Source organism: Mesocryomonas lacus (genome assembly GCF_055730105.2).
The window spans coordinates 195,371-220,710 of record NZ_JBUZWF020000002.1 but is presented as its reverse complement, the minus strand read 5'-3'; the positions used below and the strand labels follow the sequence as shown (position 1 = coordinate 220,710).

The 25,340-nt window shown below is 66.6% G+C and carries 23 protein-coding genes and 1 pseudogene; 9 read left to right on the top strand and 15 right to left on the bottom strand.

Annotation, left to right across the window (positions count from 1 at the left end; genetic code table 11):
- Positions 1-113 precede the first annotated feature (113 nt).
- Both ACZLZQ_RS06115 and ACZLZQ_RS06110 read right to left on the bottom strand, forming a co-directional pair.
- The gene (locus ACZLZQ_RS06115) at positions 114-401 is read right to left on the bottom strand and encodes a hypothetical protein (RefSeq protein ID WP_472948605.1); all 288 of its coding nucleotides are present in this window, start codon (positions 399-401) and stop codon (positions 114-116) included.
- Between the two features lie 140 nt (positions 402-541).
- The gene (locus ACZLZQ_RS06110; RefSeq protein WP_472948604.1) at positions 542-1,363 is read right to left on the bottom strand and encodes a VOC family protein; all 822 of its coding nucleotides are present in this window, start codon (positions 1,361-1,363) and stop codon (positions 542-544) included.
- A 395-nt stretch (positions 1,364-1,758) separates the two neighbouring features.
- On the opposite strand from ACZLZQ_RS06110, the gene ACZLZQ_RS06105 reads away from it, so the two are divergent.
- A complete protein-coding gene (locus ACZLZQ_RS06105; RefSeq protein ID WP_472933856.1) occupies positions 1,759-2,367 on the top strand; it encodes a cupin domain-containing protein in 609 nt (202 codons plus the stop codon).
- A gap of 21 nt (positions 2,368-2,388) precedes the next feature.
- Here ACZLZQ_RS06105 and ACZLZQ_RS06100 read toward each other — a convergent pair whose 3' ends face one another.
- The 4 genes from ACZLZQ_RS06100 to cysT form a co-directional block, all read right to left on the bottom strand.
- Positions 2,389-3,174 (bottom strand): SDR family NAD(P)-dependent oxidoreductase, encoded by a 786-nt coding sequence (locus ACZLZQ_RS06100; protein ID WP_472933857.1) that lies wholly within the window; start codon positions 3,172-3,174, stop codon positions 2,389-2,391.
- Between the two features lie 150 nt (positions 3,175-3,324).
- Positions 3,325-4,365 (bottom strand): sulfate/molybdate ABC transporter ATP-binding protein, encoded by a 1,041-nt coding sequence (locus ACZLZQ_RS06095; protein WP_472948603.1) that lies wholly within the window; start codon positions 4,363-4,365, stop codon positions 3,325-3,327.
- Between the two features lie 141 nt (positions 4,366-4,506).
- On the bottom strand, positions 4,507-5,400 hold the full coding sequence (gene cysW / locus ACZLZQ_RS06090) for a sulfate ABC transporter permease subunit CysW (protein ID WP_472948602.1): 894 nt from the start codon (positions 5,398-5,400) through the stop codon (positions 4,507-4,509).
- Positions 5,390-6,244, bottom strand: coding sequence for a sulfate ABC transporter permease subunit CysT (cysT, locus tag ACZLZQ_RS06085; protein WP_472933859.1), 855 nt, complete (start codon positions 6,242-6,244; stop codon positions 5,390-5,392). Before cysT ends, cysW begins: the two co-directional genes overlap by 11 nt.
- Before the next feature lie 191 nt (positions 6,245-6,435).
- Here cysT and ACZLZQ_RS06080 point away from each other — a divergent pair, with 191 nt between their 5' ends.
- The 3 genes and pseudogenes from ACZLZQ_RS06080 to ACZLZQ_RS06070 all read left to right on the top strand — a co-directional run bounded on the left by ACZLZQ_RS06080 (position 6,436) and on the right by ACZLZQ_RS06070 (position 10,148).
- Complete coding sequence (locus ACZLZQ_RS06080) at positions 6,436-6,963, top strand: DUF6481 family protein (RefSeq protein ID WP_472948601.1); 528 nt, start codon at positions 6,436-6,438, stop codon at positions 6,961-6,963.
- A 217-nt stretch (positions 6,964-7,180) separates the two neighbouring features.
- A complete protein-coding gene (locus ACZLZQ_RS06075) occupies positions 7,181-8,971 on the top strand; it encodes a DEAD/DEAH box helicase (protein ID WP_472948600.1) in 1,791 nt (596 codons plus the stop codon).
- Between the two features lie 165 nt (positions 8,972-9,136).
- Positions 9,137-10,148, top strand: a pseudogene (locus ACZLZQ_RS06070) (sensor histidine kinase).
- A gap of 31 nt (positions 10,149-10,179) precedes the next feature.
- Here ACZLZQ_RS06070 and ACZLZQ_RS06065 read toward each other — a convergent pair.
- The 6 genes from ACZLZQ_RS06065 to ACZLZQ_RS06040 all read right to left on the bottom strand — a co-directional run bounded on the left by ACZLZQ_RS06065 (position 10,180) and on the right by ACZLZQ_RS06040 (position 17,666).
- A complete protein-coding gene (locus tag ACZLZQ_RS06065; RefSeq protein ID WP_472948599.1) occupies positions 10,180-11,808 on the bottom strand; it encodes a peptide chain release factor 3 in 1,629 nt (542 codons plus the stop codon).
- 181 nt (positions 11,809-11,989) lie between these two features.
- On the bottom strand, positions 11,990-13,501 hold the full coding sequence (locus tag ACZLZQ_RS06060; RefSeq protein ID WP_472948598.1) for an argininosuccinate lyase: 1,512 nt from the start codon (positions 13,499-13,501) through the stop codon (positions 11,990-11,992).
- A 117-nt stretch (positions 13,502-13,618) separates the two neighbouring features.
- Positions 13,619-14,695 (bottom strand): ABC transporter ATP-binding protein, encoded by a 1,077-nt coding sequence (locus ACZLZQ_RS06055; RefSeq protein ID WP_472948597.1) that lies wholly within the window; start codon positions 14,693-14,695, stop codon positions 13,619-13,621.
- A 28-nt stretch (positions 14,696-14,723) separates the two neighbouring features.
- Positions 14,724-15,506 (bottom strand): ABC transporter permease, encoded by a 783-nt coding sequence (locus ACZLZQ_RS06050; RefSeq protein WP_472948596.1) that lies wholly within the window; start codon positions 15,504-15,506, stop codon positions 14,724-14,726.
- Complete coding sequence (locus ACZLZQ_RS06045) at positions 15,503-16,381, bottom strand: ABC transporter permease (RefSeq protein WP_472933913.1); 879 nt, start codon at positions 16,379-16,381, stop codon at positions 15,503-15,505. The genes ACZLZQ_RS06050 and ACZLZQ_RS06045 overlap by 4 nt, the downstream gene beginning before the upstream one ends.
- Positions 16,382-16,613: 232 nt before the next feature.
- Positions 16,614-17,666, bottom strand: a complete 1,053-nt coding sequence (locus tag ACZLZQ_RS06040; RefSeq protein WP_472939087.1) for an ABC transporter substrate-binding protein — start codon at positions 17,664-17,666, stop codon at positions 16,614-16,616.
- Between the two features lie 514 nt (positions 17,667-18,180).
- Here ACZLZQ_RS06040 and ACZLZQ_RS06035 point away from each other — a divergent pair.
- The 3 genes from ACZLZQ_RS06035 to ACZLZQ_RS06025 all read left to right on the top strand — a co-directional run bounded on the left by ACZLZQ_RS06035 (position 18,181) and on the right by ACZLZQ_RS06025 (position 21,363).
- A complete protein-coding gene (locus ACZLZQ_RS06035) occupies positions 18,181-18,615 on the top strand; it encodes a MarR family transcriptional regulator (RefSeq protein WP_472933867.1) in 435 nt (144 codons plus the stop codon).
- 68 nt (positions 18,616-18,683) lie between these two features.
- The gene (locus ACZLZQ_RS06030) at positions 18,684-21,017 is read left to right on the top strand and encodes a sensor histidine kinase (protein ID WP_472948595.1); all 2,334 of its coding nucleotides are present in this window, start codon (positions 18,684-18,686) and stop codon (positions 21,015-21,017) included.
- Positions 20,965-21,363 carry a response regulator gene (locus ACZLZQ_RS06025; RefSeq protein WP_472933869.1) on the top strand — a complete coding sequence of 133 codons (399 nt, stop codon included), beginning with the start codon at positions 20,965-20,967 and terminating at the stop codon, positions 21,361-21,363. The genes ACZLZQ_RS06030 and ACZLZQ_RS06025 overlap by 53 nt, the downstream gene beginning before the upstream one ends.
- 3 nt (positions 21,364-21,366) lie before the next feature.
- On the opposite strand, the gene ACZLZQ_RS06020 is transcribed toward ACZLZQ_RS06025, so the two are convergent.
- The 3 genes from ACZLZQ_RS06020 to ACZLZQ_RS06010 form a co-directional block, all read right to left on the bottom strand.
- Positions 21,367-22,107 carry an endonuclease/exonuclease/phosphatase family protein gene (locus ACZLZQ_RS06020; protein ID WP_472948594.1) on the bottom strand — a complete coding sequence of 247 codons (741 nt, stop codon included), beginning with the start codon at positions 22,105-22,107 and terminating at the stop codon, positions 21,367-21,369.
- 2 nt (positions 22,108-22,109) lie between these two features.
- Positions 22,110-23,426, bottom strand: a complete 1,317-nt coding sequence (locus ACZLZQ_RS06015) for an NAD(P)H-dependent oxidoreductase (protein WP_472948593.1) — start codon at positions 23,424-23,426, stop codon at positions 22,110-22,112.
- Positions 23,427-23,521: 95 nt separating this feature from the next.
- Positions 23,522-24,076: a sugar transferase gene (locus tag ACZLZQ_RS06010; RefSeq protein WP_472948592.1), complete on the bottom strand. Its 555-nt coding sequence runs from the start codon at positions 24,074-24,076 to the stop codon at positions 23,522-23,524.
- A 151-nt stretch (positions 24,077-24,227) separates the two neighbouring features.
- On the opposite strand from ACZLZQ_RS06010, the gene ACZLZQ_RS06005 reads away from it, so the two are divergent.
- On the top strand, positions 24,228-25,154 hold the full coding sequence (locus tag ACZLZQ_RS06005; protein WP_472948591.1) for an NAD-dependent epimerase/dehydratase family protein: 927 nt from the start codon (positions 24,228-24,230) through the stop codon (positions 25,152-25,154).
- Positions 25,151-25,315 carry a hypothetical protein gene (locus ACZLZQ_RS06000; RefSeq protein WP_472948590.1) on the top strand — a complete coding sequence of 55 codons (165 nt, stop codon included), beginning with the start codon at positions 25,151-25,153 and terminating at the stop codon, positions 25,313-25,315. The genes ACZLZQ_RS06005 and ACZLZQ_RS06000 overlap by 4 nt, the downstream gene beginning before the upstream one ends.
- The last annotated feature ends 25 nt before the right edge of the window (positions 25,316-25,340 follow it).

The window sequence follows — 25,340 nt, the reverse complement described above, 5'->3', positions numbered from 1 at the left end:
ACGCATGCCGATACGCCTTACCCTTCCAGCGGCTCTTAAGTCTCCCATCAGCAGATACGAAAAAGGCCCGCTTTTCAGCGGGCCCCATTCACGTGACGTCTGATGGCTGAGTGTCAGCGATTCTTCAGCACGATGACCGCACCGTTGTTGCGACGGTCGTGGCGGCGGTCCATGCGGCGATCGTGACGACGGTCACGACGTGCCTCGGCGCGGCGGGCTTCAGCGCGGCGCGCGGCGCGGTGATCACGGGCGTCGTTGCGGCGATCGTTGCGGGCATGGTGCGGACGCTGCGACTGCTCAATCACGATGACCTTGTCGCGGGCGACAGCAGACGGTGCCGTGGAAACGAGGGCGGAAGCCGAAAGGGCGACGGCGATGGCGATAGACTTGAGGTTGAACATATTCGGCTCCTGTTAGGCGAAAGGAACCGGCTCGACGATTTTCTGTTCCGATAAATCGTAAGTAGGACAAAATAAGTAGGGACCAACTTGGCGTTGTCCAAGAGATAAACGGGAAAGCTTCCGCCCGGCGACGGAAAACCTCAGCCGCTGATGGTGATCGCCGTCCCCCAGGGATCGAGCAAGGTCAGGTCTCTGGCGCCATCGGCGGTCCCTGCTGCGGCAAGACGCGCACGCTGCTCGGGCAGCGCGAGGATTTCGACGTCGCTGAGACCGGTCGACGGCGTCCGCTGACCGGCACCACGGCTGTTCCAGATGTTGGCGCCGATATGGTGATGATAGCCGCCGGAGGAATAGAACGTCGCGCCGGGATAGCGGCAGGTGATGTCGAGCCCGAGCGTTCCGGCGTAGAACGCCTCGGCAGCCTCCAGTGCACCGACCTGGAGGTGAACATGCCCGACCGTCGCTCCCGCGGGAAAACCCTGCCAGCTCTCCGTGCCGCCGCTGGCCATCAGACCGTCGACGTCCAGGCCCGCCGTCGCCATCTCGACCATGCCGTCCTTCCAGCGCCATTCGGCTGCCGGGCGGTCTGCATAGATCTCGATGCCGTTGCCCTCTGGATCGTTCAGATAGATCGCTTCGCTGACAAGGTGATCGGAAGCCCCAGACACCGGCGCCCGGCGTGCAGCAGCGTGCCGCACCCAGCGGCCTAGATCGCGGCGGTCCGGCAGCAGGAAGGCGGTGTGGAACAGCCCGGCCTCGCTCGCCAGGCGTAGGCGGGCAGACGTGTCGCGCCGCAATTCCAGCAGCACCGTGTCCCCGTTACCGAGCCTTACACTCTCGCCGTCAGACGACAGCAGGTGCAGGCCCATTATGTCCTGGTAGAAGCCGGCGACCGCGTCGAGGTCGTGCACCGTCAGGGCAACACGGCCAATGCGCAAGGGAGTTGCTGTGATGTCGACCATGCCGGACCTCCTGAAGGAGACCCAGGCATAGCCGAGATGAACGGGCCCGCATGGCCCCGTAATGGCGAACGCAGCGTTTCCGATCACGCACGGCCCCGAAGGGTCCGGCACGGCTGGCCATCCGATGTCTGCGCACCGCGGCTGGCGCGCCCGGCCCGTCCCAAACGGCGAATGCTTCTCCTGCCGCCAAGCAGGACGGAGTCCAAGCGAGAGCTCTCCATCAAGGATGTTGCAAGACAATCAACCTGCTTGCAAATCGAAGCTGCTTTCGTCAGCCTCGTGGTCCAGCGGCGGATGGATAGTGACGTCCACAGGCGGGAGGCTAAGGCAGGCAGCCCGCTGCCGACCAGCCCGCATCGCCTCGCCTGAAGCCACGGACGGAAAGAAGCGCCGAGATGAACGAGTTGGCCAAACGCAGCGCGGGTGCAGCCGACGACAGCGCTGCTGCGGCACGGCTGGGCATCCGGATGAAACACGCCCGTCAGATACGGGGCATGACGCTGAAGGCGGTGGCCGAAGCGGCAGGCTGCTCGGAAAGTCTTCTGTCCAAGATCGAGAACGGCAAGGCCTCGCCGTCGCTGCCCATGCTGCACAAGGTGGTGCAGGTGCTCGAAACCAACATCGGCTGGATGTTCGAGGAGGTCGACGGCGAGGAAGGCATCGTCTTCCGCGCCGGCACGCGGCCGCTGATCGGCCTGGACCCCTTGCGCCGTGGCGAGGGCATCTCGCTGGAACGGGTGATCCCCTATTCGCCCGGCCACATGCTCCAGTGCAACATCCACCACATCGACGCCGGCGGCGAGAGCGCCGGCCCGATCCAGCATGCCGGCGAGGAGGTCGGCTACATCATCGCCGGCGCCGTCGAGCTTGTCGTCGACGACAGGACCTACCGGCTCGATCCCGGCGATACCTTCGTCTTCCGCTCGGAACTGCCGCACCACTACCGCAATGCCGGTGCCGAACGGGCCTCGATATTCTGGGTCAACACGCCCCCGACGTTCTGACCGGTCGCCACCTTCCCCGGCCTATGCCACGCCGAGCGCTGCGCCGAGGCCGCCGTCCACGGCATAGTCGCCGCCGGTGCAAAAACCCGATCGGTCGGAGGCAAGAAAAGCGATGAGCTCGGCGACCTCCGCGACCTCACCGATGCGGCCGAGCGGGTGGGCGGCGCCAAAGCGCGCGAAGACGGCCTCGATGTCCGCGCCGGGACCGTCGAGGGTGCGGGCGGCAAGTTCGAGGATCGGTGTGCGAACGGACCCCGGCGAGACCGAATTGACGCGGATGCGGTCGGCCGCGAAGTCAACGGCGAGCGTCCGGGTCAGCGTATGGATCGCGCCTTTCGACGTAGCATAGGCCGAGACACGCTTCTGATTGGCATGGCCCTGGACGCTGGAGACGTTGACGATCGACCCGCCGCCGCGTCGCCGCATCGCCGGCACGGCGTGGTGGGCGAGGAGGAAGATCCCGCCGACGTTTACTGCCAGGCACCGCATGAAGCCGGCATAGTCGGTCTCCGTCGCGTCGCCATAAGGATGAATGGCGGCGGAGTTGACGAGGATATCGAGCCCGCCGAAATCGTCAACCACCGAGCGAACGGCAGAGGCGACGGCGGCCTCGTCGGTGACGTCTGCCTCCGCCACGGTCACCGTCAGATTTTCCGCGGCCGCTTCCTGCCGCATCAGCGCGTTGGCCTCGGCGTCAAGCCCGAGCGCCAGCACGGTGGCGCCGCCGCGGGCCAGCCGGAAGGCCGCGCCCTTGCCAATGCCGGACGTGCCGGTGGTGATGGCAATTTTGCCGCCGAAATCCTGCATATCGTTCTCCCTGATGGCCGTCTGGCAGAGGCGATCGTCTTCGTAGTTGCGGGAACTGCATCACGCCAGAAGGCCGCGCGCACCAACGATCCGGCCTCGGCGCATCGTGAGATCGTGGCGGGGCGGCGAGCCTCACGCGTCCCTTCCGCCTCAATCGGCCGCGAACAGCTTCCACTTGCGCGGCTTGACCAGCAGCGTCGCGGGGATCGGCCGCGTATCGTCGGCGGAGATTTCCAGCTCCAGCCGGTCCTTGCGGGGGCCGACCTCCAGCTCGACCAGCCGGGCACCCGAGGTGCGGCGGACGAGCGTGACCTTGCCGGGAATGGCGCCCTCGGGATCATCGACGACGTCAAGGTCGTGCGGGCGCAGGTACAGCTCGGCGCGACCGTCCGGCAGCCGGCCGGCGGGGATGCCGAGCGGGCGGCCGTCGAGGTGGACCCGGCCGCCCTGGAGCGTCACCGGCAACGCGCTGGAATCGCCGATGAAGGAGAAGACGAAGGGCGAGGCCGGCTCGTCGTAGATCTGGTCGGCGTTGCCGATCTGCTCGATCTTGCCCTGGCTCATCACCACCACGCGGTCGGCGAGTTCCAGCGCCTCCTCTTGGTCGTGCGTGACGAAGACCGTGGTGTGCCCGGTCTTGTCGTGCAGTTCGCGCAGCCAGCGGCGGAGGTCCTTGCGAACCTTCGCGTCGAGCGCCCCGAAAGGCTCGTCGAGCAGCAGCACTTTCGGCTCGATGGCGAGCGCGCGGGCGAGCGCCACGCGCTGGCGCTGGCCGCCGGACAGCTGGCTGGGGAAACGGTTCTCGAGCCCGGACAGCTGCACGAGGTCGAGCAGTTCGGACGCCCGGCGGCGGATTTCCTTGGCCGGCGGCCGCGAGGCGCGCGGCCGCACGGTCAGGCCGAAACCGATATTGTCGGCGACGCTCATATGCTTGAACAGCGCATAGTGCTGGAAGACGAAGCCGACATTGCGCTCTTGCACGCTCTTTGACGACGCATCGTCACTGCCGAAGAAGATCGATCCCTCCGTCGGAAACTCGAGCCCTGCAATCAGCCGAAGCAGCGTCGTCTTGCCGGAGCCGGATGGCCCAAGCAGCGCCAGGAGTTCGCCGGACGCTATGTCGAGCGAGACGTCGTGCAGAGCGGGGTAGCGGTCGAATTCCTTGCGGGCGTTGCGGACGCTAATTTCCATGGGTCGTTCCTAAGGTCCGTCAGGGAAAGAGAGGGCAGAGCGGCGTGAGCCTTTTTCGCGCCGGACGCCCGGTCCGCTTTTCACTGCAGCAGACAAAACAATGGATCGAGGGCAAGCCGGCTTCAAGAGACATCGGGCCGGCTAGTGCCGACCGGAGGTCGCGGCGATGCCGTCGGCATAGCGCCATTCGAGGAAGGTCCGGATGCCGAGTGTCAGCAGAGCGAGAACCGCCAGCAGCGATGCCACCGCGAAGGCGGCGGCGAAGGGGAACTCGTTCGACAGGATCTCCACCTGCAGCGGCATGGTGTTGGTGAAACCACGGATCTTGCCGGAAACCACCGAGACCGCACCAAACTCGCCCATCGCGCGCGCATTGCAGAGGAGCACGCCGTAGAGCAGCGCCCAGCGCACATTCGGCAAGGTCACCAGCCAGAAGGTCTTCCAGCCGGAGGCACCAAGCGAAACCGCCGCCTCCTCGTCGCCGCTGCCTTGCTCCTGCATTAGCGGGATCAGTTCGCGGGCAATGAAGGGGAAGGTCACGAAGATCGTCGCCAGCACGATGCCGGGCACGGCGAAGATGATGGTGATGCCGTGCGAGGTCAGCCAAGGGCCGAAATAGCCGCCGGCGCCGAACAGAAGCACGTAGACGAGGCCGGCGATGACCGGCGACACCGAGAACGGCAGGTCGATCAAGGTGATCAGCAGGCTGCGGCCCTTGAACTCGAACTTCGCGACGACCCATGCCGCAGCGACACCGAAGACGAGGTTGCACGGCACCGAGATCGCCGCGATCAGCAGCGTCAGCTTGATCGCCGCCACCGTGTCAGGCTCGGAAATCGATTCCCAGTAGACGCCAACGCCATCCTTGAACGCCTCGTAGAAGACGGTGACGAGCGGCAAGAACAGGAACAGGCCGAGGAAGACGAGGCTGATGGTGATCAGCGTCCACTTCACTGCCGGCGTCTCGCTTGTCACCGGCCGCCGCGCCTTGCGCCGAGGCTGCGGCGCTGCGGGGCTCATGTGGTCATCCGCCATACCCGAACCTCCTGCGGCTCCACGCCTGAATGAGATTGATCGTCAGGAGGATGACGAAGGAGATGATCAGCATCAGTGCGGCCAGCGTGGTCGCCCCGGCGTAGTTGAACTCTTCCAGCCGGAAGACGATGAGCAGCGGGACGATCTCGGAATAATACGGCTGGTTGCCGGCGATAAATATCACCGAGCCGTATTCGCCGACGGCGCGGGCTAGCGAAAGTGCAAAGCCGGTGAGGATCGCCGGAAACAGCGAGGGAAGGATCACCCGCCAGATCGTCTGGCGGCGATTGGCGCCGAGCGTCGCCGCCGCCTCCTCGTAGCCGCGGTCGAGTTCCTCGATCACCGGCTGCACCGTGCGGACCATGAAGGGCAAGCTGACGAAGGTCAGCGCCACGATCACGCCGAGCGGCGTGTACGCCACCTTGATGCCGAAAGGCACCAGAAACTGGCCGATCCAGCCGTTCTGACTGTAGAGGGCAGCGAGCGTCAGGCCGGCCACCGCCGTCGGCAGCGCGAAGGGCAGATCGATCATGGCGTCGACGAATCGCCTGCCGGGAAACTGGTACCGCACCAGGACCCACGCCAGCAGCGGGCCGAAAATGGCGTTCAGGATGGCGGCAGCCAGCGAGGCGCCGAACGTCAGCTTCAGCGCCGCGATCGTCCGCGGATCCATGACGATTGAGACGAACCCCTCCCAGCCTACGCCGGCGGCGCGCAGGAAGAGAGCCGCCAGCGGGATCAGCACGATGATGGAGAGATAGACGAGCGTAAACCCGAAGGTCAGGCCGAAGCCTGGAATAACGCTCGGCTTGCGAAAACCAGAAGAGGCAGCAGAAATCGCCATGGGCCGTCAGGACTTCCGCGGGAAATGCCGGGGGACTTGCGCGGCGAGGCGGCGGTGATCACGGCACCCCATGGCGATTTCCTCTCGCAGATCGTGGCAGCCCTGTGGCAGGCCTAGGACGGCTTCAATATCTAGCCAGGCGATAGATTGTCAATTGACGGACGCCCGGCGGCGGCGGCGTTTGCGCCTGAATGCGCGCGGCCATCACAGACGCCTCTATGGTCGCCAGCTTGACCTTTGCGCGCCATCGGCCTATCGGAAGCACATGTCGGCAGCTGGTTTTGAGCCCTGCCGAACACAGGACGGCCTGGACCGTCCCTCCCCTTTTCTTCAGTCGGTATATTTTTGCATTGAGCACGCCCAAGGAAAACGATTTCGCCGAGCGTCGCAGCGCAGCGCTGGAAGCCAAGAAGGCGCTCCTCGAAAAGTTCAAGGCCAAGCCTGACGAGAACGATCCGGCTGTGCAGGCGAAGATCGCCGAGCGCAAGGCCCGGGCCGAGGCCAAGGAAGCCCGCGCCGAAGCCAAGCGCGCCGAACAGGCGCTGAAGGCCGAGCAGGAGGCCGAGCGTCTGGCCGCTCTCGAGGCCGAAAAGGCCGCCGAGGAAGCCGCCAAGCGCGCCATCGCGGATGAGCGCGTCAACCGCGTCGTCGCCGACGAGGCCGAGCGCAAGGCAGCCCGCGACGCGCGCTACGCCGCCCGCAAGCAGCGCAAGAAGTAATCCGCCGCCGGCCTAGCGCCGGCAGCGTCACGTCTGTTGACGATCAGAGGCCGACCCGCGGGCAAAACGCCCTGCAGGCCGGCCTATTTGGCTTTGCGGTATCTGCCGCGCTCAGTGCTTTGTCGGTCCCCGGATCGGTCAGGCGCTTCCCGGATCATGGCCATGCCGGTCCCCCGTCGGACCGCCGAGCGATCCGCCCCTCCGAAGGATACCGCCCGTGCCGTTCCGCCCGACTAGCCTGCCCCTCGAACGCGCTCTCAAGGACCGCGACTACAACGACCCGACACCGGTGCAGGACGCTGTCCTGGAGGAGAAGGCCGAGGGCCGCGACCTCATCGTCTCCGCCCAGACCGGCTCCGGCAAGACCGTCGCCTACGGCCTCGCCATGGCGAAGACGCTGCTCGGCGACGCCGAGCGCTTCGACGTCGCCGGCGAGCCGCTGGCGCTGATCGTCGCGCCGACGCGCGAGCTGGCGCTGCAGGTGCACCGCGAGCTCGAATGGCTCTACGAGCACACGGGCGCCAAGATCGTCACCTGCGTCGGCGGCATGGATCCGCGCGCCGAGCAGAAGAAGCTGCAGGCCGGTGCCCACATCGTCGTCGGCACCCCCGGCCGCCTGCGCGACCATCTGGAACGTCGCCGCCTGCTGATCGGCGGCCTGAAGGCCGTCGTGCTAGACGAGGCCGACGAGATGCTGGACCTCGGCTTCCGCGAGGATCTGGAATTCATTCTTGAGGCAACGCCGCCGGAGCGCCGGACGCTCTTGTTCTCCGCGACACTGCCGAAGGCGATCACCGCGCTCGCCAAGCGCTACCAGCGCGATGCCCTGCGCATCGAGGCGACGCGCAGCGCCACCGGCCATGTCGACATCGAATACCGCGCCGTCCGCATCGCCCCGAACGAGGTCGAGCACGCGGTGGTGAACCTCCTGCGCTTCGTCGAGCCAACCAGCGCCATCGTCTTCTGCAACACCCGCGAGGCCGTCCGGCACCTGCATTCGGGCCTCTTGGAACGCGGCTTCTCCGTCGTCTCGCTGTCCGGCGAACTCGGCCAGAACGAGCGCAACGCCGCCATGCAGGCATTGCGGGACGGCCGGGCGCGCGTCTGCGTCGCCACCGACGTCGCCGCGCGCGGCATCGATCTGCCGAACCTCGGCCTCGTCATCCACGCCGAGCTGCCGAACGACGCCGAGACCTTGCAGCACCGCAGCGGCCGCACCGGCCGCGCCGGGCGCAAGGGCATTTCGGTCGTGCTGGTGCCGATCTCCCGCCGCCGCAAGGCCGAGCGCCTGCTGCTCGAGGCGGGCGTGCACCCGACCTGGGGTGGCGCGCCGACGGTCGACGAGATCAAGAAGCTCGACGAGGAGCGCCTTCTCTCCGACCCGATCCTACAGCCGAACGCCGAGGACGATGACGGTGTCGCCGCAGCCCTCCTCGGCCGCTATTCGCCCGAAGAGCTCGCCGCGGCGCTCGCCCGCATCTACCGCTCGCGCCTGCCGGCCCCCGAGGACGTCTTCGATCCCGGCTTCGGCCGCGACCCCAAGCCCGGCAAGACCTACGACAATGCCGGCCAGGACCGCGGTACCCGCAAGGAGCGGGACGCGGCCCGCAGCCCGTCCGGCCCGAGCGTCTGGTTCCACATGGACATCGGCCGGCGCAACAATGCCGATCCGAAATGGCTGCTGCCGCTGATCTGCCGCCGCGGCAACGTCACCCGCGCCGACATCGGCGCGATCCGCATCTTCGACCGCGAGACCAAGTTCGAGATCAGCGAGGCGATGGCGAAGAAGTTCGCCGACAGCGCCAAGGGCATCGACGCCGACGACATCACCATCTCGCTGTCGACGGAAGCCGGCGGCGGCGACACCCCGCCGCGCGACTACGACAAGCCGAAGACCAAGCGGCCCTTCGTCAAGGCCGGTGCCGCGGGTGCAGGTCCGGGCGCAGCGCGTCCCGGCGGCGACAAGGCCTATGCCAAGCCACGCCGCCCGAAGAAGCCCAGCGCTTAAGACTATTGGACTGGCCCTCTGACGGCTCGGCACAGACCGCTGGGGCGCCATCGCCCCGGCGGCTCTTAATATTGCCCGTTTTCTGCGATTTTGCAGCGCAGCAATGATGGGGAGCATCGACCGAGCCAGCCGCGGTTCGGCGTCGGGTACGAGCCTGGAGAATGCATGACCACGACCGCCGAAACGTTGAAACCGCTTCTCTGGGAAGCGAAGAACCTGGTTCGGGCCGTCGAGGCAGCCGGCGTCACGCTTTGGTCATGGAACGTCGACACCGACGCGCTGGCAATGGACGACGCCGCCTATGATCTCTGGGGCATTCCCCGTGGCATCGACGTCAATTTCGAGGACCTCTCCGCCCACATCCACCCCGCCGACCGCGACCGCGTCAGGGCAGCCTTCAATGCGACGCGGGCGATCGTCGGCCCTTACGAGATCGATTTCCGCATCATGATCGGCGACGAGCTGAAGTGGATATCGGCGCGCGGCCAGGGCGACGATGCCGGCATGGTCAAGCGGATCATGTTCGGCATCTTCATCGACGTCACCGGCCGCAAGCAGGCCGAGGAAGGCCGCGAACTGCTGGCCGGCGAGATGAGCCACCGCGTCAAGAACCTCTTGGCCATCGCTTCCGGCCTCACCGCCATCACTTCCCGCTCGACGACGACCACCGAGGACATGGCGCGTGAACTGACGCTGCGGCTGACCGCGCTCGGTCGCGCGCACGATCTCGTCCGCCCCGTCCCCGGGCAGACCGAGGCGGCGTCCGCGCTGCTGGGCGATCTCCTGACGGTTCTGCTGGCGCCCTACGACGATCTCGGCGCCTTCCAGCGGCCGCATCCGGGTGTCGGTGCCGCGGATGAGCGTCGGCGACGCAGCGACGACGATCCTGGCGCTGATCGTGCACGAACTGGCGACCAACTCGCTGAAATACGGCGCGCTGTCGGTGGATTCAGGCACCCTCGACGTCTCCTGCTCGGCGCATGACGAGGCCGTCACGGTGATCTGGCGGGAAAGCGGCGGGCCGAAGGTCGTCGCCCCCAACGGTGCCGGCGGCTATGGCAGCAAGCTCGTCGAGCGCAGCGTCACCGGTCACCTCCGCGGCTCCATCAACTACAACTGGGCCGAAAGCGGCCTCGTTGTCATGCTGCACTTCGCGCCCGACCGCCTCGCCGCCTGAGGCAGGCCTTTCACGTTACGGGCGCGGCAGCTCAGCCGCGCTCCTTCGTCGTTGAGAAGATCACCTTCGGATAGTTCTTCTGGGCGTAGGACAGTTCCCAGGAATTGCGCGCGAGGAACACCGGGCGGTCGCCGCGGTCCTTGGCGAGGTCGCCCTGGTTCGCCTTGATGAAGCGGTCGAGCTCGGCCGGATCGTCGGAATCAACCCAGCGCGCGGTGTCGAAGGCGGCGGGCTCCAGCGCCACCTCGACCCCGTATTCCGACTGCAGCCGCGAGGCCAGCACTTCCAGCTGCAGGGCGCCGACGACGCCGACCAGCCAGGCACTGCCGATCACCGGGCGGAACACCTGGGTCACGCCCTCCTCCGCCAGATCGTTCAAAGCCTTCGCCAGCTGCTTGGTCTTCATCGTGTCCGGCAGGCGGACGCGGCGGATGAGCTCCGGCGCGAAGCTCGGAATGCCCGTCACGTTGTACTCCGACCCTTCCGTCAGCGTGTCGCCGACCGAGAGCGTGCCGTGGTTCGGGATGCCGACGATGTCGCCGGCCACCGCCTCGTCGGCGATCGCCCGGTCGCGCGCGAAGAAGAACATCGGGCTCGTCACCTTCAGCTCCTTCTGGGTCCGCACGTTCCGAAGCTTCATGCCGCGCTTGAACACGCCGGAGGTGAGGCGAACGAAGGCGATGCGGTCGCGGTGGTTGGGGTCCATGTTGGCCTGGACCTTCAGCACGAAGCCCGAAACCTCGGCCATCTCCGGCGAGATCGGCGCGGGCAGCGCCGGCTGCGGCAGCGGCGACGGGGCGAAGCGGCAGACGGCCTCAAGCAGATCGCGCACGCCGACTTCGCGCATCGCCGAGCCGAAGATCACCGGGGTCATGTGGCCTTCACGGTAGCTCTCGAGGTCGAAGGCCGGCAGCGACATGCGGGCGATCTCGAGACCCTCGATCGAGGGGCCATAGATGTGGTCGGCGAGCAGTTCGGGGTCCGAGGTGAAATCCTCGAGGCTCTCATGCTGCGAGCGCGCCTTGTTGGCGCGGGTGAGCGTGACCGGGCCCTCCCCGTTCAGCGTGACCATGCCGCGGAAATCGGTGCCCATGCCCATCGGCCAGGTGATCGGCGCGACGTCGAGGGCGAGCGAGGACATGATCTCGTCGAGGATCTCGAGCGGATCGCGCCCCTCGCGGTCGATCTTGTTGACGAAGGTGATGATCGGGATGTCGCGCAGCCGGCAGACCTCGAACAGTTTCCGCGTCTGCGCCTCGATGCCCTTGGCGGCATCAATCACCATGATCGCCGAATCGACGGCGGTGAGTGTGCGATAGGTGTCCTCGGAGAAGTCGGCGTGGCCGGGCGTGTCGAGGAGGTTGAGGACGAGGCCGTCATATTCGAACGTCATCACCGAGGAGGTGATCGAGATGCCGCGCTTCTGCTCGATCTCCATCCAGTCCGAGCGGGTGCGCCGGCGCTCGCCGCGCTCCTTGACCTGGCCCGCAAGCCGGATGGCGCCGCTCTCGAACAAGAGCTTCTCGGTCAGCGTCGTCTTGCCGGCATCGGGATGCGAGATGATCGCGAAGGTGCGGCGGCGCTTGTGGCCGCCCTGCAGGTCGAACAGGCCGTCATCGATCCGGCCGATCTCGCCGACCGGGGCGCTGGTGTCACTCATCGTCATCGTCTCTTCGAAAGCGTTTGCAGCGGCCGTCCTCGGGGTGAGGCGAGGCATCGCGGCATCGAGGCGGAAGCCTTTCGGCTTGTCCTCAGGGGCGCTTCCTTATCGAGAACATGGCGCGGAAGCGCAACTCCCCTCCACAGGAACTGCGCTTCCCCGAACGATGTGCCCGGATGCGTCAGCGGCCGCTGGCAAGCAGCTTGTCGAAGTCGGCGTCGAGCCGACCGAGCGCAGTGTCGATATGCTCGCGCCGTGCCGCGATCCACGCGTCCTGTTCGCTGAGGGCCTTGTCGGCGGCGTCCAGCATGCGCGTTATTTCGGCTGGTTGCGGACCGCCGACGGTCGCCCGGTTGCGGATGATGGCGATGGGATCCAGCGTCTCGCGGAACTCGGCCTCGCTCATCGGCAGATCGCCGGGCGGCAAACCCATCTCGCCCGCCGAAACGGCATAGATCTTCTGCGCCTCGGCATAGGGGAAGTCGCTCGGCTTGATGTTGTTGGCTTTCGCGTAGTCGACGACCTCCGACGCGAAATGGTGGCCGGCCCGGAACGGCAGCTTGTACTTGCGCATCAAGACGTCCGCGACCTCCTGTGACGCCGTCCAGTCGCTGTTCAACTCTTCCAGCGCGCGATCGGGATTGATGACCAGGGCGCCCAGCACCTCGTTCCACTCCGCCAGCACGGTCATCGCGCTCTCGACCATCTCGCCGTTCTGCCGGACGTCCTTGGCGTCGCCCATGCCGGGGGTGATGTTGTGCGCTTGGATGATCGGGCCCATGGCCAGCGTCACGGCAGTGGAGGCGGACTGGCGGGTGTCGTTGAGCAGGCCGGGATTGCGCTTCTGCGGCATGGCGCTGGACACATAGGTGTTTCCGCCGCCCTCCTGCAGCAGGATCCACGGCCGCGGCTGCGCATACTGCGTCATCACGTCCTCGATGAAGGCGCCGGCATGCAAGGCGATGCTGGTGACGATCGACGCCACCTCCACCGGCTGTTCCGTCGAGGAGATCTGGCCGGCGTCGTAGGCGTTGTCGACGATGCCGGCAAAGCCGAGATAGTCGGCCATGCGGGCGCGGTTCAGCGGCCAGCTGGTGCCGTTCAGTACCGTCGTCCCCATCGGCGAGCGATCGATCCGGGCATAGGCCTCGCGGATGCGGTCGGCATCGCGCTTCAGCCCGGCGGCATGGCCGAGGAGGTAGTGGCCATGGCTGTTGGGCTGGGCGGCCACGCCGTTGGTGTAGTTCGGGACGATGGTGCCGGCATTCCGCCGGGCCAGCGCGACCAGCGTCTTAGACGTGGTGCTCAGCTGATCGGCCAGCGCCAGCAGGCGGTCGCGCAGCATCGCCGAGCGGTAGGTGGCGTGCATGTCTTGGCTGGAGCGTCCGGCATGCAGCAGCGTCACCTCGACGCCCGCGGCCTCGATCAGCAGCGGCTCGAAGCTGATCACGGTGCCCGGACGCTTTGCCCCCTTGCCGCCGCCATCCGCCAGGACCTTGGCGATGCCTCTCGCGATTCCCGGCGCCTTCGCCTTGTCGAGAAGGCCCTCCTCCGTGTTGATGACCGCCGTCGCCTTGTTCATTTCGCCGAGCCAGAAGAACGGGTCGCGCGCCGCCGGTCCCTCCGCCAGGGCGGACGTCGAGCACGCCAGCAGAGCAAGGACGAAAGCGGCGGTTCTGACTGGCGTCGGCATCGGTGGATCTCCCGTTTTCCTTTCGGCAAGGTCATTGCCGAGGGGGAAACGCTACTGATCCCTTATGAATTGCGCAACCTTGTCCCAAGGACGGCCGTGCTGTTGCGCTGCCTTCCGCTACTCTGCGGCCTCGGCATGCCGGATCGGCTGGTCGAGCAATTGCCCATCGCCCGGGGCGAAGTGGACGCTGACGGTTTCGCCGCGCGCCGGCGGGGGAGCAGCGGGACTGTTGAAGGCATCGAGCAGCAGCGAGTTATGGCCGAGGCGAACCCGCATCCGCACGACCGAGCCGAGGAAATGGACGTCCTCGATCTGGCCGTCGAGGCTGTTGGTCCGGTCGAGGCCCGGCTGCAGCGACAGCGCCTCGGGCCGCAGCGCGAGGGTCAGCGGCGTGCCCTGCGGATTGGCGTTGGCGGGGACGATGATCTCCTGGCCCTCGACGCTCATGCGGCCTTCACCCGAGGCGACGCCCTCCAGCACGCTGAGCGTGCCGATGAACGAGGCGACGAAGCGCGTCTTCGGCCGGTTGTAGATCTCGAACGGGGTGCCGACGTGCTCGGCCCGGCCCTCGTTCATCACCACGATGCGGTCGGAGATCGACAGCGCCTCCTCCTGATCGTGGGTGACGAAGATCGCGGTGATGCCGAGTTGGCGCTGCAGGTTGCGGATGTCCTCGCGCAGCGAGACGCGGATCTTGGCGTCGAGCGCCGAGAGCGGCTCATCGAGCAGCAGCACTTGCGGCTTGACCGCGAGCGCGCGGGCGAGCGCCACGCGCTGCTGCTGGCCGCCGGACAGCTGGTAGGGATAGCGGGCGCCGAGGTGCCCGAGCTTGATGAGATCGAGCATTTCGGCGACGCGGGCGGCGATCTCGGCCTTCGGGCGGCCGGCGACCTTCAGGCCGAAGGCGACGTTGTCGGTGACGGTCATGTTGGGAAACAGGGCATAGGCCTGGAAGACCATGCCGATCTTGCGGCCGTTCGGCGGCAAGTGTGTCACGTCCTTGCCGTCGATAATGATCTGCCCCTCGGTCGGCGTCTCGAAGCCGGCGACCATGCGCAGCATGGTGGTCTTGCCGCAGCCCGAGGGGCCGAGGAAGGAGACGAACTCGCCCTTCTCGATCGACAGGTCGACGCCGTGCACCACGGTGTTCGGCCCGTAGGATTTCTTCAGGCCCTTGAGTTCGAGAAAGCTCATCGGATTGTTCCTGAAACGAGAAGAGGGGTCACCGCTTGTGCTCTTTCGGACCGCCGGCGAAGACCTGCAGCAGCCCCATGCAAGCCCAGGTGATCGCAAAAGCCACGACCGCCAGCGCCGCCGGCTCGTAGGCGCGGTTGGCGCCGACGTTCTGGATGTAGGGACCGAAAGCCGGACGGTTGAGAAGGCTCGCGAAGACGAATTCGCCGATGACGATGGCGAAGGTCAGGAAGGCACCCGACAGGACCGCCGCGCGCACGTTCGGCACGATGACGCTGAGGAGGATCGTGCGGCGGGTGGCGCCGAGGCTTTCGGCGGCTTCCGTCAGCGTGCGCACATCGATCGAGGCGAGGCCGGTGTCGACCGCCCGGTACATGTAGGGCAGCGCCAGAGTGGCATACCCGCAGATCAGGAGGAGGTTGGTGCCCGTCTCGTTCGAGGTCAGCGGCAGAAAGGACGAGGAATTATACATCCTGAGATAGCCGAAGACGATCACGATCGCTGGAATGACCAGCGGCAGGAGCGTGATGAACTCGATCAATGGCCGCAGCTGCGGCAGCCGCAGCCGCACCCAGTAGGCCGTCGGCACCACCAGCACGGCGCCGACGACGATGGTGGCGAGCGCGGCGATGGTGGAGAACAGGAAGGTCTGCTGGAACCGCGCATCGCCGAAGACCACGCGATAGGCCTGGAAGGAATAGACCCCGCGCAGCATGCGCAGCGAGAACTCGAAGGTGGCGATCAGCGGCAGCAGGAAATACAGCGCGGCGAGCGCGACGACGAGCCAGGGACCGAACTTGAAGGACTTCACCGCTGCCACCTCTCGGCCCGGCTGCGAAGCCAGATGTAGAGGCCGTTGGAACAGCCCGTGATGACGATCATGCCGAAGGCCAGCGCGTAGCCGAGATTGGCGTTGTGCAGCACGTCGCCGCGGATCTGGGCGTAGAGGAGGATCGGCACGATGTTGAGCGAGGAGCCGGTCAGCGCATAGGCAGTGGCGATGGCACCGAAGGCATTGGCGAAGAGCAGCAGGAAGCAGCCGAGAAGGCTCGGCGCCAGCACCGGCAGCACGACCATACGCCAGTACTGCCAGCGCGTCGCGCCAAGCACCGTCGAGGCCTCCGACCATTCCCGCTTCAGCCCGTCGATCGCCGGCGCGATGATCAGCACCATCAGCGGGATCTGGAAGTAGAGGTAGGTCAGCGTCAGGCCCCAGAAGCTCAAGAGATTGAAGCCGGACCTATAGATGTTGATCCCGAAACCCTCCGACAGGATGGTCGTCAGGAGGCCGAGGCGGCCAAGCGTGGCGATGAAGGCGAAGGCCAGCGGCACGCCGGCGAAGTTCGAGGCGACGCCCGAGAAGGTCATCAGCGTCGGCCGGATCGAACCCGGCAAGCCGCCCTTCACCACGGCATAGGCGAGCATGAAGCCGAACAGCGCGCCGAGCGCGGCCGAGGCGAGCGAGATCTGGATGCTGATCTTGTAGGCCGACAGGATCGACGGCTCGAACAGGCTGGCGACGTTGACGAGGGTGAAGTTGCCTTGGGCGTCCTGGAAGGCGCCGACGATCAGATAAAGGGTCGGCAGGATCAGGAACAGGCCGGCAAAGGCGATGAAGGGGACGATGCCGAGCCAAGCCATCGACATGCCCCGGCGCTTGGCAGCCGGGCCGGCCGAGCCGAGCATCGCGCCCACCTCGCCTGCAGCGGCCGCCGGCATCATGTCGATTTCCGTCGAATGGGCGCTCAAGGACATCTGCCGATCGGAGGGGGTGATGGCGTCGAAGATGACGCTGGACAGGCCGCTACCGAAGAGCAGCGTAAGAGAAGGCGCATCTACCTGGCAAGCGGTCGCCCGCGCCTGTCCCAGGCATTCCCGCCGCCGGGACACCGGCGGCGGGAAAAGGCTTTTAAGTCAGTTACTGGACGTTGGCGCCGACGGCCTTGTCCCACTCGGCGGTGATCTTCGCCTTCGACGCGTTCTGCTGGTCGAGGGTCGGGAACACGGCGGTCTCGTAGGCTGCGGCCGGCGGCAGCTTGGCCAGAAGGTCAGCCGGAATCTTGCCGGCCTTCGACATCGCGTTAAAGCGGATCGGGTGGCAATAGCCCTTCAGCCAGTTCAGCTGACCCTCGTCGGAATAGAGGTATTCCATCCAGAGCTTGGCAGCATTCGGGTGCGGCGCGAAGGCGCTGATCGCCTGGACGTAGACGCCGGCGATGACGCCGGTCTTCGGCACCACGACGTCAACGTCGGGATTGCCGGCGAGCGTGTCGCGGTCGGCGAGCGCGTTGTAGTCCCAGCGGATGATGATCGGGGTGGCGCCCTGCGCGAGCGAGGCCGACTTGCCGATGACCGGGACAAAGTTGCCGGCCTTGTTGAGCTTGCCGAAGAAGTCGAGGCCGGCTTCCGCAGCCTTGCTGGCATCGCCGCCGGCAGCCGACAGGCCCGCCGCGTAGACGCCCTGGATGGCCTGATTGGCGGTGCGGGGATCACCAGCCAGCGAGACCGAGTTCGCGAATTCCGGCTTCAGCAGGTCGGCCCAGTCGGTCGGGCTGTCCTTGATAATGTCCTTGTTCACCTCGAAGGCGAGCACGCCGTAATAGTCGCCATACCAGTGGCCGTCGGCATCCTTGGCATCGGCCGGGATCTCGTCCCAGGTCGCGACCTTGTAGGGCTGGATCAGGCCGTCGGCCTTGGCGGTCGGGCCGAAGGACAGGCCGACGTCGATGACATCGGGCGCCTGTGGGCCGGTATTGCCCTTGTTGGCCTTGATCGCCTCGATCTCGTCGCCCGAGCCGGCATCGGGGTTCAGCTCGTTGACGGTCAGGCCGTACTTGGCCTTGAAGCCCTCGATCATGGCGCCGTAGCCGCACCAGTCGTGCGGCAGCGCGATGGTGGTCAGCTGGCCCTCGGCCTTCGCCGCCTTGATCAGCTCGTCCATCGACGCCGCATGCACGAGCGACGGCGACATCGCGATCAGGGCAACAGCGGATACCGCCCGCATCAGGTGAGTTTTCATGATCAACCCCTCAAGACCCGCCCGGCCCGAAGAGCCACTGCGGAATTTACGGCACGATGCCGGATCGGCTGTTCGCATAGCAGCGGCTGATGACAGCGGCATGTCGGCCGGCATCGCCTGCTAGGCAACGGTTACAAGCATGCCGTCGCTGCGTCCCATACCCGGTGGACGGCGTCGGCTTCGACGCAAATTCCTCATCGTAAGCACGGATTTGTCAAGCAATGTTATTTGCTCAGGGCACAGATGGTAACTGACCGAGATAATTTCCTGTTCATGATAATGAAAGACTTCAAAGGCCAGTAGAGCCTCGGGGTAGCGAAGTGCTACTGAAGCGGAATACGTTCTCTTCAGGCATGCCGTTACATCAAGACATTGACACGATCACGAAACCCGACAAGCTGCCGTGCGCTTCGGCAGAATCAATGAGGCCGTCTGCTTGGAGCAGATGCGCTTTCGTGGAGGTCATTTGACTACTCAGGCTATCTCTGCCGCCGCGCTTGCGAGCCTTCTCGAGCAAGTCGCCCGCCGCATCCACAGCCAAGGCTACGCGGCGGATCTCTTCCCGGCGCAATGGGCCGCCATACGCTATCTTGAGGGCGCCCCCCCGCAGCGCCGCACGGCCATCGATCTTGCGCGCTTCCAGGGTCTCGCCTCGGGTGCCGTGGCCAGAACCGTCCGCACGCTGATCACCAAGGGTCTTCTGGTCAAGGCCGGCACGATCGGCCGCGGCCGGGCCGAGCAGCTTGATCTGACCGAGCTTGGCCGTCGCGTCCTCGCCGACGACCCGCTGCAGTTGGTGGCGGCGGCGCTGGAAGTGCTGAGCACCACGGACCGCGAATGCCTTGCCAACGGACTGGAGATCGCCATCCGCTCGACCATGCCGGATCTCGACGAATCCTGACATAAAGGATGCGGATGCGCTGCCGGCGCATCCGCGGGACGAGACATGGGAAACGGATGGGGATCGGCTTGACGGGGCTTCTGACCACGGTGCGCTACTGGCTGCTGCTTCTGCCGGCGCTGCTGATTCTGTCGGGCTGCCAGTCCAATCCGGATCGCCTGTCGCTCTTCGTCGGTCCTTCGGCTTCCAGCTTCGTCGATGAGACCGGCGAGCTCACCATCGACGACGTGCTGGCCCGGAAGACTGCGCTCTTCCGCCACCGGCCGGGCACGACGCCCAATGAAGGCATTGCGGGACCGGAGCGCTCACGCTTCTGGCTGAGTTTCGACGTGCCTTACGTCAGCAAGCTTCTGGCATCCGGCTGGAAGCCACCCCTGGCGATCTCCATCCGCGAACCGCGGCTGCAGCATGTCGACCTCTATGTGAAATCGCCGCGCGGTCTCAGTACCCAGAGCTGGAAGAGCGAGGACCGGACGACCGGCCGCAGCGAAGCGTTCCGCTACCCCGTTTTCATCCTGGATCCAGCGGAATTGCAGGGTGCCGAGATCTATATCCAGATCTCGACGGTGTCCTCGATGCAGGGGCTCGTCTGGCTGTCCGACTTCCGGACGCTGTTCGCCATGTACGACACCGAGACCTCGATCCTCTCGGTGATGATTGGCATCATGAGCGCGATCCTCATCTACATCCTGGCGCTGGGCTTGTTCCTGCGCAGCCGGACCAATCTCTGGCTGGCCGCCTGCATCGCCAGCGGCCTTCTCTACATCGTCTCCGCCAACTCCTTCCTTGAGACGCTGTTCGCCAGCGGCGGCGGCGTCTCGCGGGTGCTGGCCCTAACCTCGGCGCTGCTGATCTACTTCAGCTTCACCGGCTTCCAGGCGAGCTTTCTGCGCCTGCAAAAGCTGCAACCCTGGCTCTACCCTTTCGTGCGGGCATGGATGGTCCTGCTGGCCTTCAGTGCCGCCCTGGCGGTCGTCGATGACCTCAGCGGCATCGGCATCCTGCGCCAGGTCTCGCCCTATCTGGGCCTTGCCACCATCTGCCTCGCGCTGGTCTCGGCCTTGTCCGGCATCCACGGCAATGCCGGACGCTCGGCGATCTTCGTCATGGCCTGGCTGCCGTCTTTGCTGGCCGGCAGCGTGCGCCTGTTCGTCGACGTGGCGCCGGCCATCGGCACCGGTCCGGCGGTCGACACGAGCCTTCTGTTTGGCATCGCGGCGTCGCTGGTGCTGTTCACGATCATCGCCTCGGTCGACATCCAGAAGCGCGAGGCGAGGCTGCGCGCCGAGATCCTGCACAACGCCGAACGCTTTCGGGCTTTCGCGGAGGTCGGCACCGACATCTTCTGGGAGATCAACGACGACGGAAAGCTCGTCTTCTTCACCGGCCAGCAGCTCGAGCAGGTGCGCTTCGGCCTTGGCGAACGCTTCCTCGAGCGTCTGGCGGAGGCGACTTCGACGGATTTCGTCCGTCCGCTGCGCGAGGCGGTGGCCGGCCGGCATCCCTTCGATGACCGCCGGCTGCGGATGGCAGACGGCGAGCGCGATGTCTGGATCAGCATTAGCGGCAGGCCGATCACTGCCTCGGCGCACCGCCATCGCGGGCACAGCGCGGTCTATCGCGGCCTGATCCGCGACGTGACGGAGGAGGTCGAGCGCGAGAGCCGGCGGCTGGTGGAGCAGCAGATGTTTGCGCTCGGGCAACTCGCGGGCAGCGTGGCGCACGAGATCAACAACCTCATCCACCCCATCATCAACCTCACCAAACGCCTGCGCCTGCGCACCGGCCCGACCGCCGATCCCGAGAGCACGCGGATGATGGACCTCATCGACATCTCCAGCCGGCAAGCCGCGACAGTGGTCTCGGAGCTCCTGCAGTCGACGCGCGGCGAGCGCTGGAAGGATATCGACCGGCCGATCAGCACCGCGGTGGAGCACGGCGTCGATGCCGTCCGCCCTGCCCTTCCCGCCAGCATGCGTGTCGACACGGTGATCGAGGAATGCAGCACGGTGTCGGTGAAGGTCGGCGACATCCTGCAGATCGTCGGCAACCTCGTGTCGAACGCCGTCCATGCCATGAACGGCGCCGGCACCATCACCGTCTCGCTGTCAAAGCTCGACGACGGAGCACGGCTCAGCATCGCCGACGATGGCGCCGGCATGGAAGAAAATGTCCGCCGCCGCGCCATGCAGCCTTTTTTCTCGACGAAGGTTGACGGCCGCGGCACCGGTGTCGGTCTCTACGTCGTGCAGCGGATCGTTCGCGGCTACGGTGGCTGGATCACCCTCGACTCTTCTCCTGGGCACGGAACGACCGTGACCATCTTCTTCCCCATCCGAAAGGACGACCATGGAAACGCTGGAAACCCAGACACCCCGCCGCAAGGCTCTGGTGGTGGATGATGTGATGACGGTGCGCGAATCGCTTGCGATCGCCCTCGAATCGGCCGGCTATGCCGTCACCGGCGCGGGCAACGGCGTCGAGGCGCTGGCGGCCCTCGAGAAGGATGATTTCGACGTCCTCGTCACCGACATGTGGATGCCGGAGATGGACGGCCTCCGGCTGCTGAAGGAAATCCGCGGGCGCAAGCCGAACATGCGGATCTTCGGTGTGACCGGCGGCGGACCGCGGCTGACCATCGAAGCGATGAGCTCGCTCGCCGAAGTCTGGGGCGCCGAAAAGGTATTCCTCAAGCCGTTCGACGACGACGAGCTGATCGCCGCGCTGATGGAACCGAGAGGCGCCTGACGCTCAGCTGGCCGGCGGCAGGACGAGGTCGATGACGAGGGGCAGGTGATCGGAGGCACCTGCCGCCTCGGTTACGGCTGACGTCGCCGCCAGGGCCACGCCTTTCGATGCATAGAGCCGGTCCATCCGCACGAAGGGACGGCGCGACGGCCAGGTCATGGGGTTTGCGGACACTGGCAGCGCCGCCGACAGCGTCTGGTGCACAGCACCAGCCGTGCGCCATTCGTTGAAGTCGCCCAGAGTGATGGTCGGCTGCCCCTCGGAGTGTACTCCCTCGGGTGCCACCAGACCCGCCACCCAGCTGGCTTGGCGCCGCCGATCGCCGGGCCAAAGGCTGAAATGCGTCGACAGCACCCGCAAGACGCCGGTGGGTGAAGCGATGACGGCATCGATCACGCCGCGGGGCTCGATCCGGCCGCCGGGAAGCCGGTGCACGGTCTTGGCAGAGATCGGCCAGCGGCTCCAGAGGAGATGTCCGTAGTCGCGCCCGGGCCGTTTCACCATGCGGGCCTCCACACGGTAGGTACCGAGCGCCGCCGCGAAGAACTCGAAGGCGCCAGCCTGCCGCCCGAAATGCGTTCGGCCGTCGACTTCCTGCAAGGCCAGGATGTCAGGATCGAGCGCGCGGAGGTGAGCGAGGATCCGCTCCGGATCGCAGCGCCTGTCGCCGCCGACGCTGCCATGGATGTTCCAGCTGACGATCCGCAAGGCGTTGCCCGTCGGACGGACCGGGATGGCCGCCATGCTCAGCCGGCGAAGCGGATGTCGGCGGCGTCGATCTCGCGGCGGATGCGGGTGACGAGGAGGCTGTCGGCGGCGGTGCAGTTCTCGTGCGTGAGAAGTTCGCCGAGCCGGATCGGCTTCGACACGACCGCCTTCTCGGCAAGGCCCAGCGGCAAGGCCTTCGCCGACCGCGCCTCCCGCCATTCCATAGCGAAACCGCGATACTCGCTCTCGCCGATCCGGCCGAGGATCTCGCCCGGCTTCAGGTCGCGCTTGGCGACGGCGCCGCATTCGGCCACCGGCCGGTCGAGCGCCACCATGTCCGGTCGCTTGTACATCACCGCGCGGATCGCCGAGAGCGGCGTCTCGAGGCTGGTGAGGTGGAACGGCCGGACCAGAGCGAAGCAAGGACCGGGACCGACCTTGAGGTCCGCCATCCGCTCGATCGCACGGCCGTGCTGCGGCTTGGCGATGCAGAAGACGCCGGGCGCGACGCCCTTGCCGATGGTGTAGTCGACCCGGCCCGGTGCCGAGAGGATGCCGCCGTCGGCTTCGGTGCACAGCACCTGGGCGAGGTTCTCGATCGTCGCCTCCGGACCGTGCATGCCGGCGACGTCCGGCACGAGACCGGTGCAATTGGCGATGGCGGTCATCTCGACCATGGTCTTCGAGCCGTCAATGAACTCGACCAGCATGCGCGCATTCATGTCGCGCTCGCGGGCCTCCTCCTCGTACTCGGCCGGGACGGCATCGAAACGCAGCGGATTGTTCTTGCCCTTGCCGGCGGCGATGACGTCCATGCCGAGGGTCTGCGCGAAAGCGATCAGCTCCAGCGTGGCGGCGGGCTCGTCGCCGGCCGAGCCGGTGTAGACGACGCCGGCGCGCTTGGCCTCGGCCGCCAGATGCCGGCCGACGGTGATGTCGGCCTCGACGTTCAGCATCACGATGTGCTTGCCGTTGCGGATTGCCTCCAGCGCCAGGAAGGTGCCGACGTCAGGGCTGCCGGTGGCGTCGACGATGACGTCGATGCGGCCCGCCGCGCAGAGCGCCGCTAGGTCGTCAGTGACGGCGATGCCGCCGGCCTCGATCGCCCGGTCGATCTCGGAAGGGTTGGCGGCGATGCGCCCGTGCCCGGCATCGTGTCCGGCGAGCGCGATGGCCTCCATCGGCCGGGTCGGGCGGCTGGCGGCGATCGCGCCGACCCGTACGCCGTTCATCAGCGCGACCTGCACGACGATGTCGGTGCCCATCTGGCCGGCGCCGGCGAGGCCGATGGTGATCGGACCGTGGCGGTCGGCATGGGCGTCGAGTTCGGCGGCAAAGCCAATACGGTCGATCATCGGGAACTTTCGAGCGAAGTGGGAACGGGCAGAACGGCGACGGACGCAAGGCCCTATCTACCACTCCCGCCGGCCATTGGAAGCAGAAGGGACGCTTAGAGCTTGACGCGGTCGCCTTGCCCGCCCCCGGTCACGGTGCGCAGGATCAGGCCGAGATCGCCGAAGAAGCTGCGCGTCTTGAGATAGGACTGATCGATGACGGCGAGCTTTTCGGGGTCCGACATGTCGATGCCTTGCACCTGCGCAAGCCCGGTAATGCCCGGCCGCAAGGTGTAGACGCCGCGCTGGTCGCGTGCGGTGATGAGGGCGGTCTGGATCGGCAGGCAAGGGCGTGGGCCGACGAAGCTCATCTCGCCTTTCAGGACGTTCCAGAGCTGCGGCAGTTCGTCGAGCTTGAACCGGCGGAGATTGCGGCCAAGCGGCGTAACCGCCGAGGCCGGCGTCTCGTGCGAGGCCGCCGAGACGGTGTCGACCCGCATCGTGCGCAGCTTGTAGCAAGTGAACACCGCCCGGTTCCGGCCGACACGGGCTTGCGCGAAAATGCCGGGCCCGGGCGAGTCGCGCTTCACCAGGAAAGCCAGGAGCAGGATCGCCCAGCCGATCACGACAAGGCCGACGAGGCTGACGGTGACGTCGAACAGGCGCTTCATCTGGCTCGGCCCCTCGGCATGATCGGGGAACGGCGGTGCGATGGCGGCCGGCCCTTGTCTTCCCGCGCCAAAGCGCCTTGAAGGGGCGGTATCGCCCGGCGCATCCGATGCGTCAATCGGCTCGGCCTCCAGCCTCGGAGCACCTATCGCCTTGCGTATTCTCGTCACCGGCGCCAGCGGCTTCATCGGCCGGCATCTTGTCCCGCGTCTCCGGGCGGACGGGCACGACGTCCTCACCCTCAGGCGTGGCGAAGGATCGGCGCCTGCCGACCTCGCCACCATCGGCAGATGGCCGGGCTGGCCGCCGGGTGTCGAGGCGGTCGTCCATCTCGCCGCGCTCAATCCCAGCCGGCACGACGGCGCCTCCCGCGATCCGGCCTGGCTGACGAGGGACAATGTGGATGGCACGCGGGCGCTCGCCGAACGGGCGGCGGCCGAGGGCGTCCAACGGTTTGTCTTTGCCTCGACCGCGCTGGTGCATGCTCGCGTCGCCGGCCGACCGATCACCGAGAACGCCTTGCCGTCCCCGCAGAACCCCTATGCGGAATCGAAGCTCGCCGCCGAGACGGCCCTCTGGGAAGTCGCCGCCCGAACTGGGCTGGAGGTCTGCGTGCTGAGGCCGCCCTCGGTCTACGGCAAGGGTGGGCGCGGCAGCATCGCGGCCCTGATCCAGCTGGCCCGCACCCGCCTGCCCTTTCCGCTCGGCGATCCGGCACGGCGCAGCATCCTGTCGGTAGGCAATGCGGCCGACGCCCTGGCCGTCTGTCTTACGCATCCGGCGGCGGCAGGCGAGACGTTCCTCGTCGCAGATGCCGAGCCGCTGTCGCTTGGCGAGATGATCGCGGCCATGCGGCGCGGCCACGGGCGGGAACCACGGGTGCTGCCGTTTCCCCGAAAAGTCCTGGCGACGCTCGCCACCCGGCTCGGTCGGCTGGAAGCGTTCGAACGTCTGTTCGACAGCTTCGTGCTGGATACCGGCAAGATCGAGCGCCAACTCGGCTGGCGGCCGCCGGAGACAAGCGAGGCTGCACTGGGACGGGCAATCCGCGGCCACGACGATGAAACGGAGACGCGATGACCGAGAAGAAGCCATCCGAAATCGCTGCCGAGCAGCGGCTCGCCCGGCAGGAAGAGGCGCTGAAGGAAAACCTCAAGCGCCGCAAGGAACAGGCGCGGGCACGGCGGCAGCGACCCTCGGCGATGGGCGGCGACGATGATGAGTCCGTGCCGGAGGAGTGAGCCTCTCCGGCACGGGCGTCTTGGG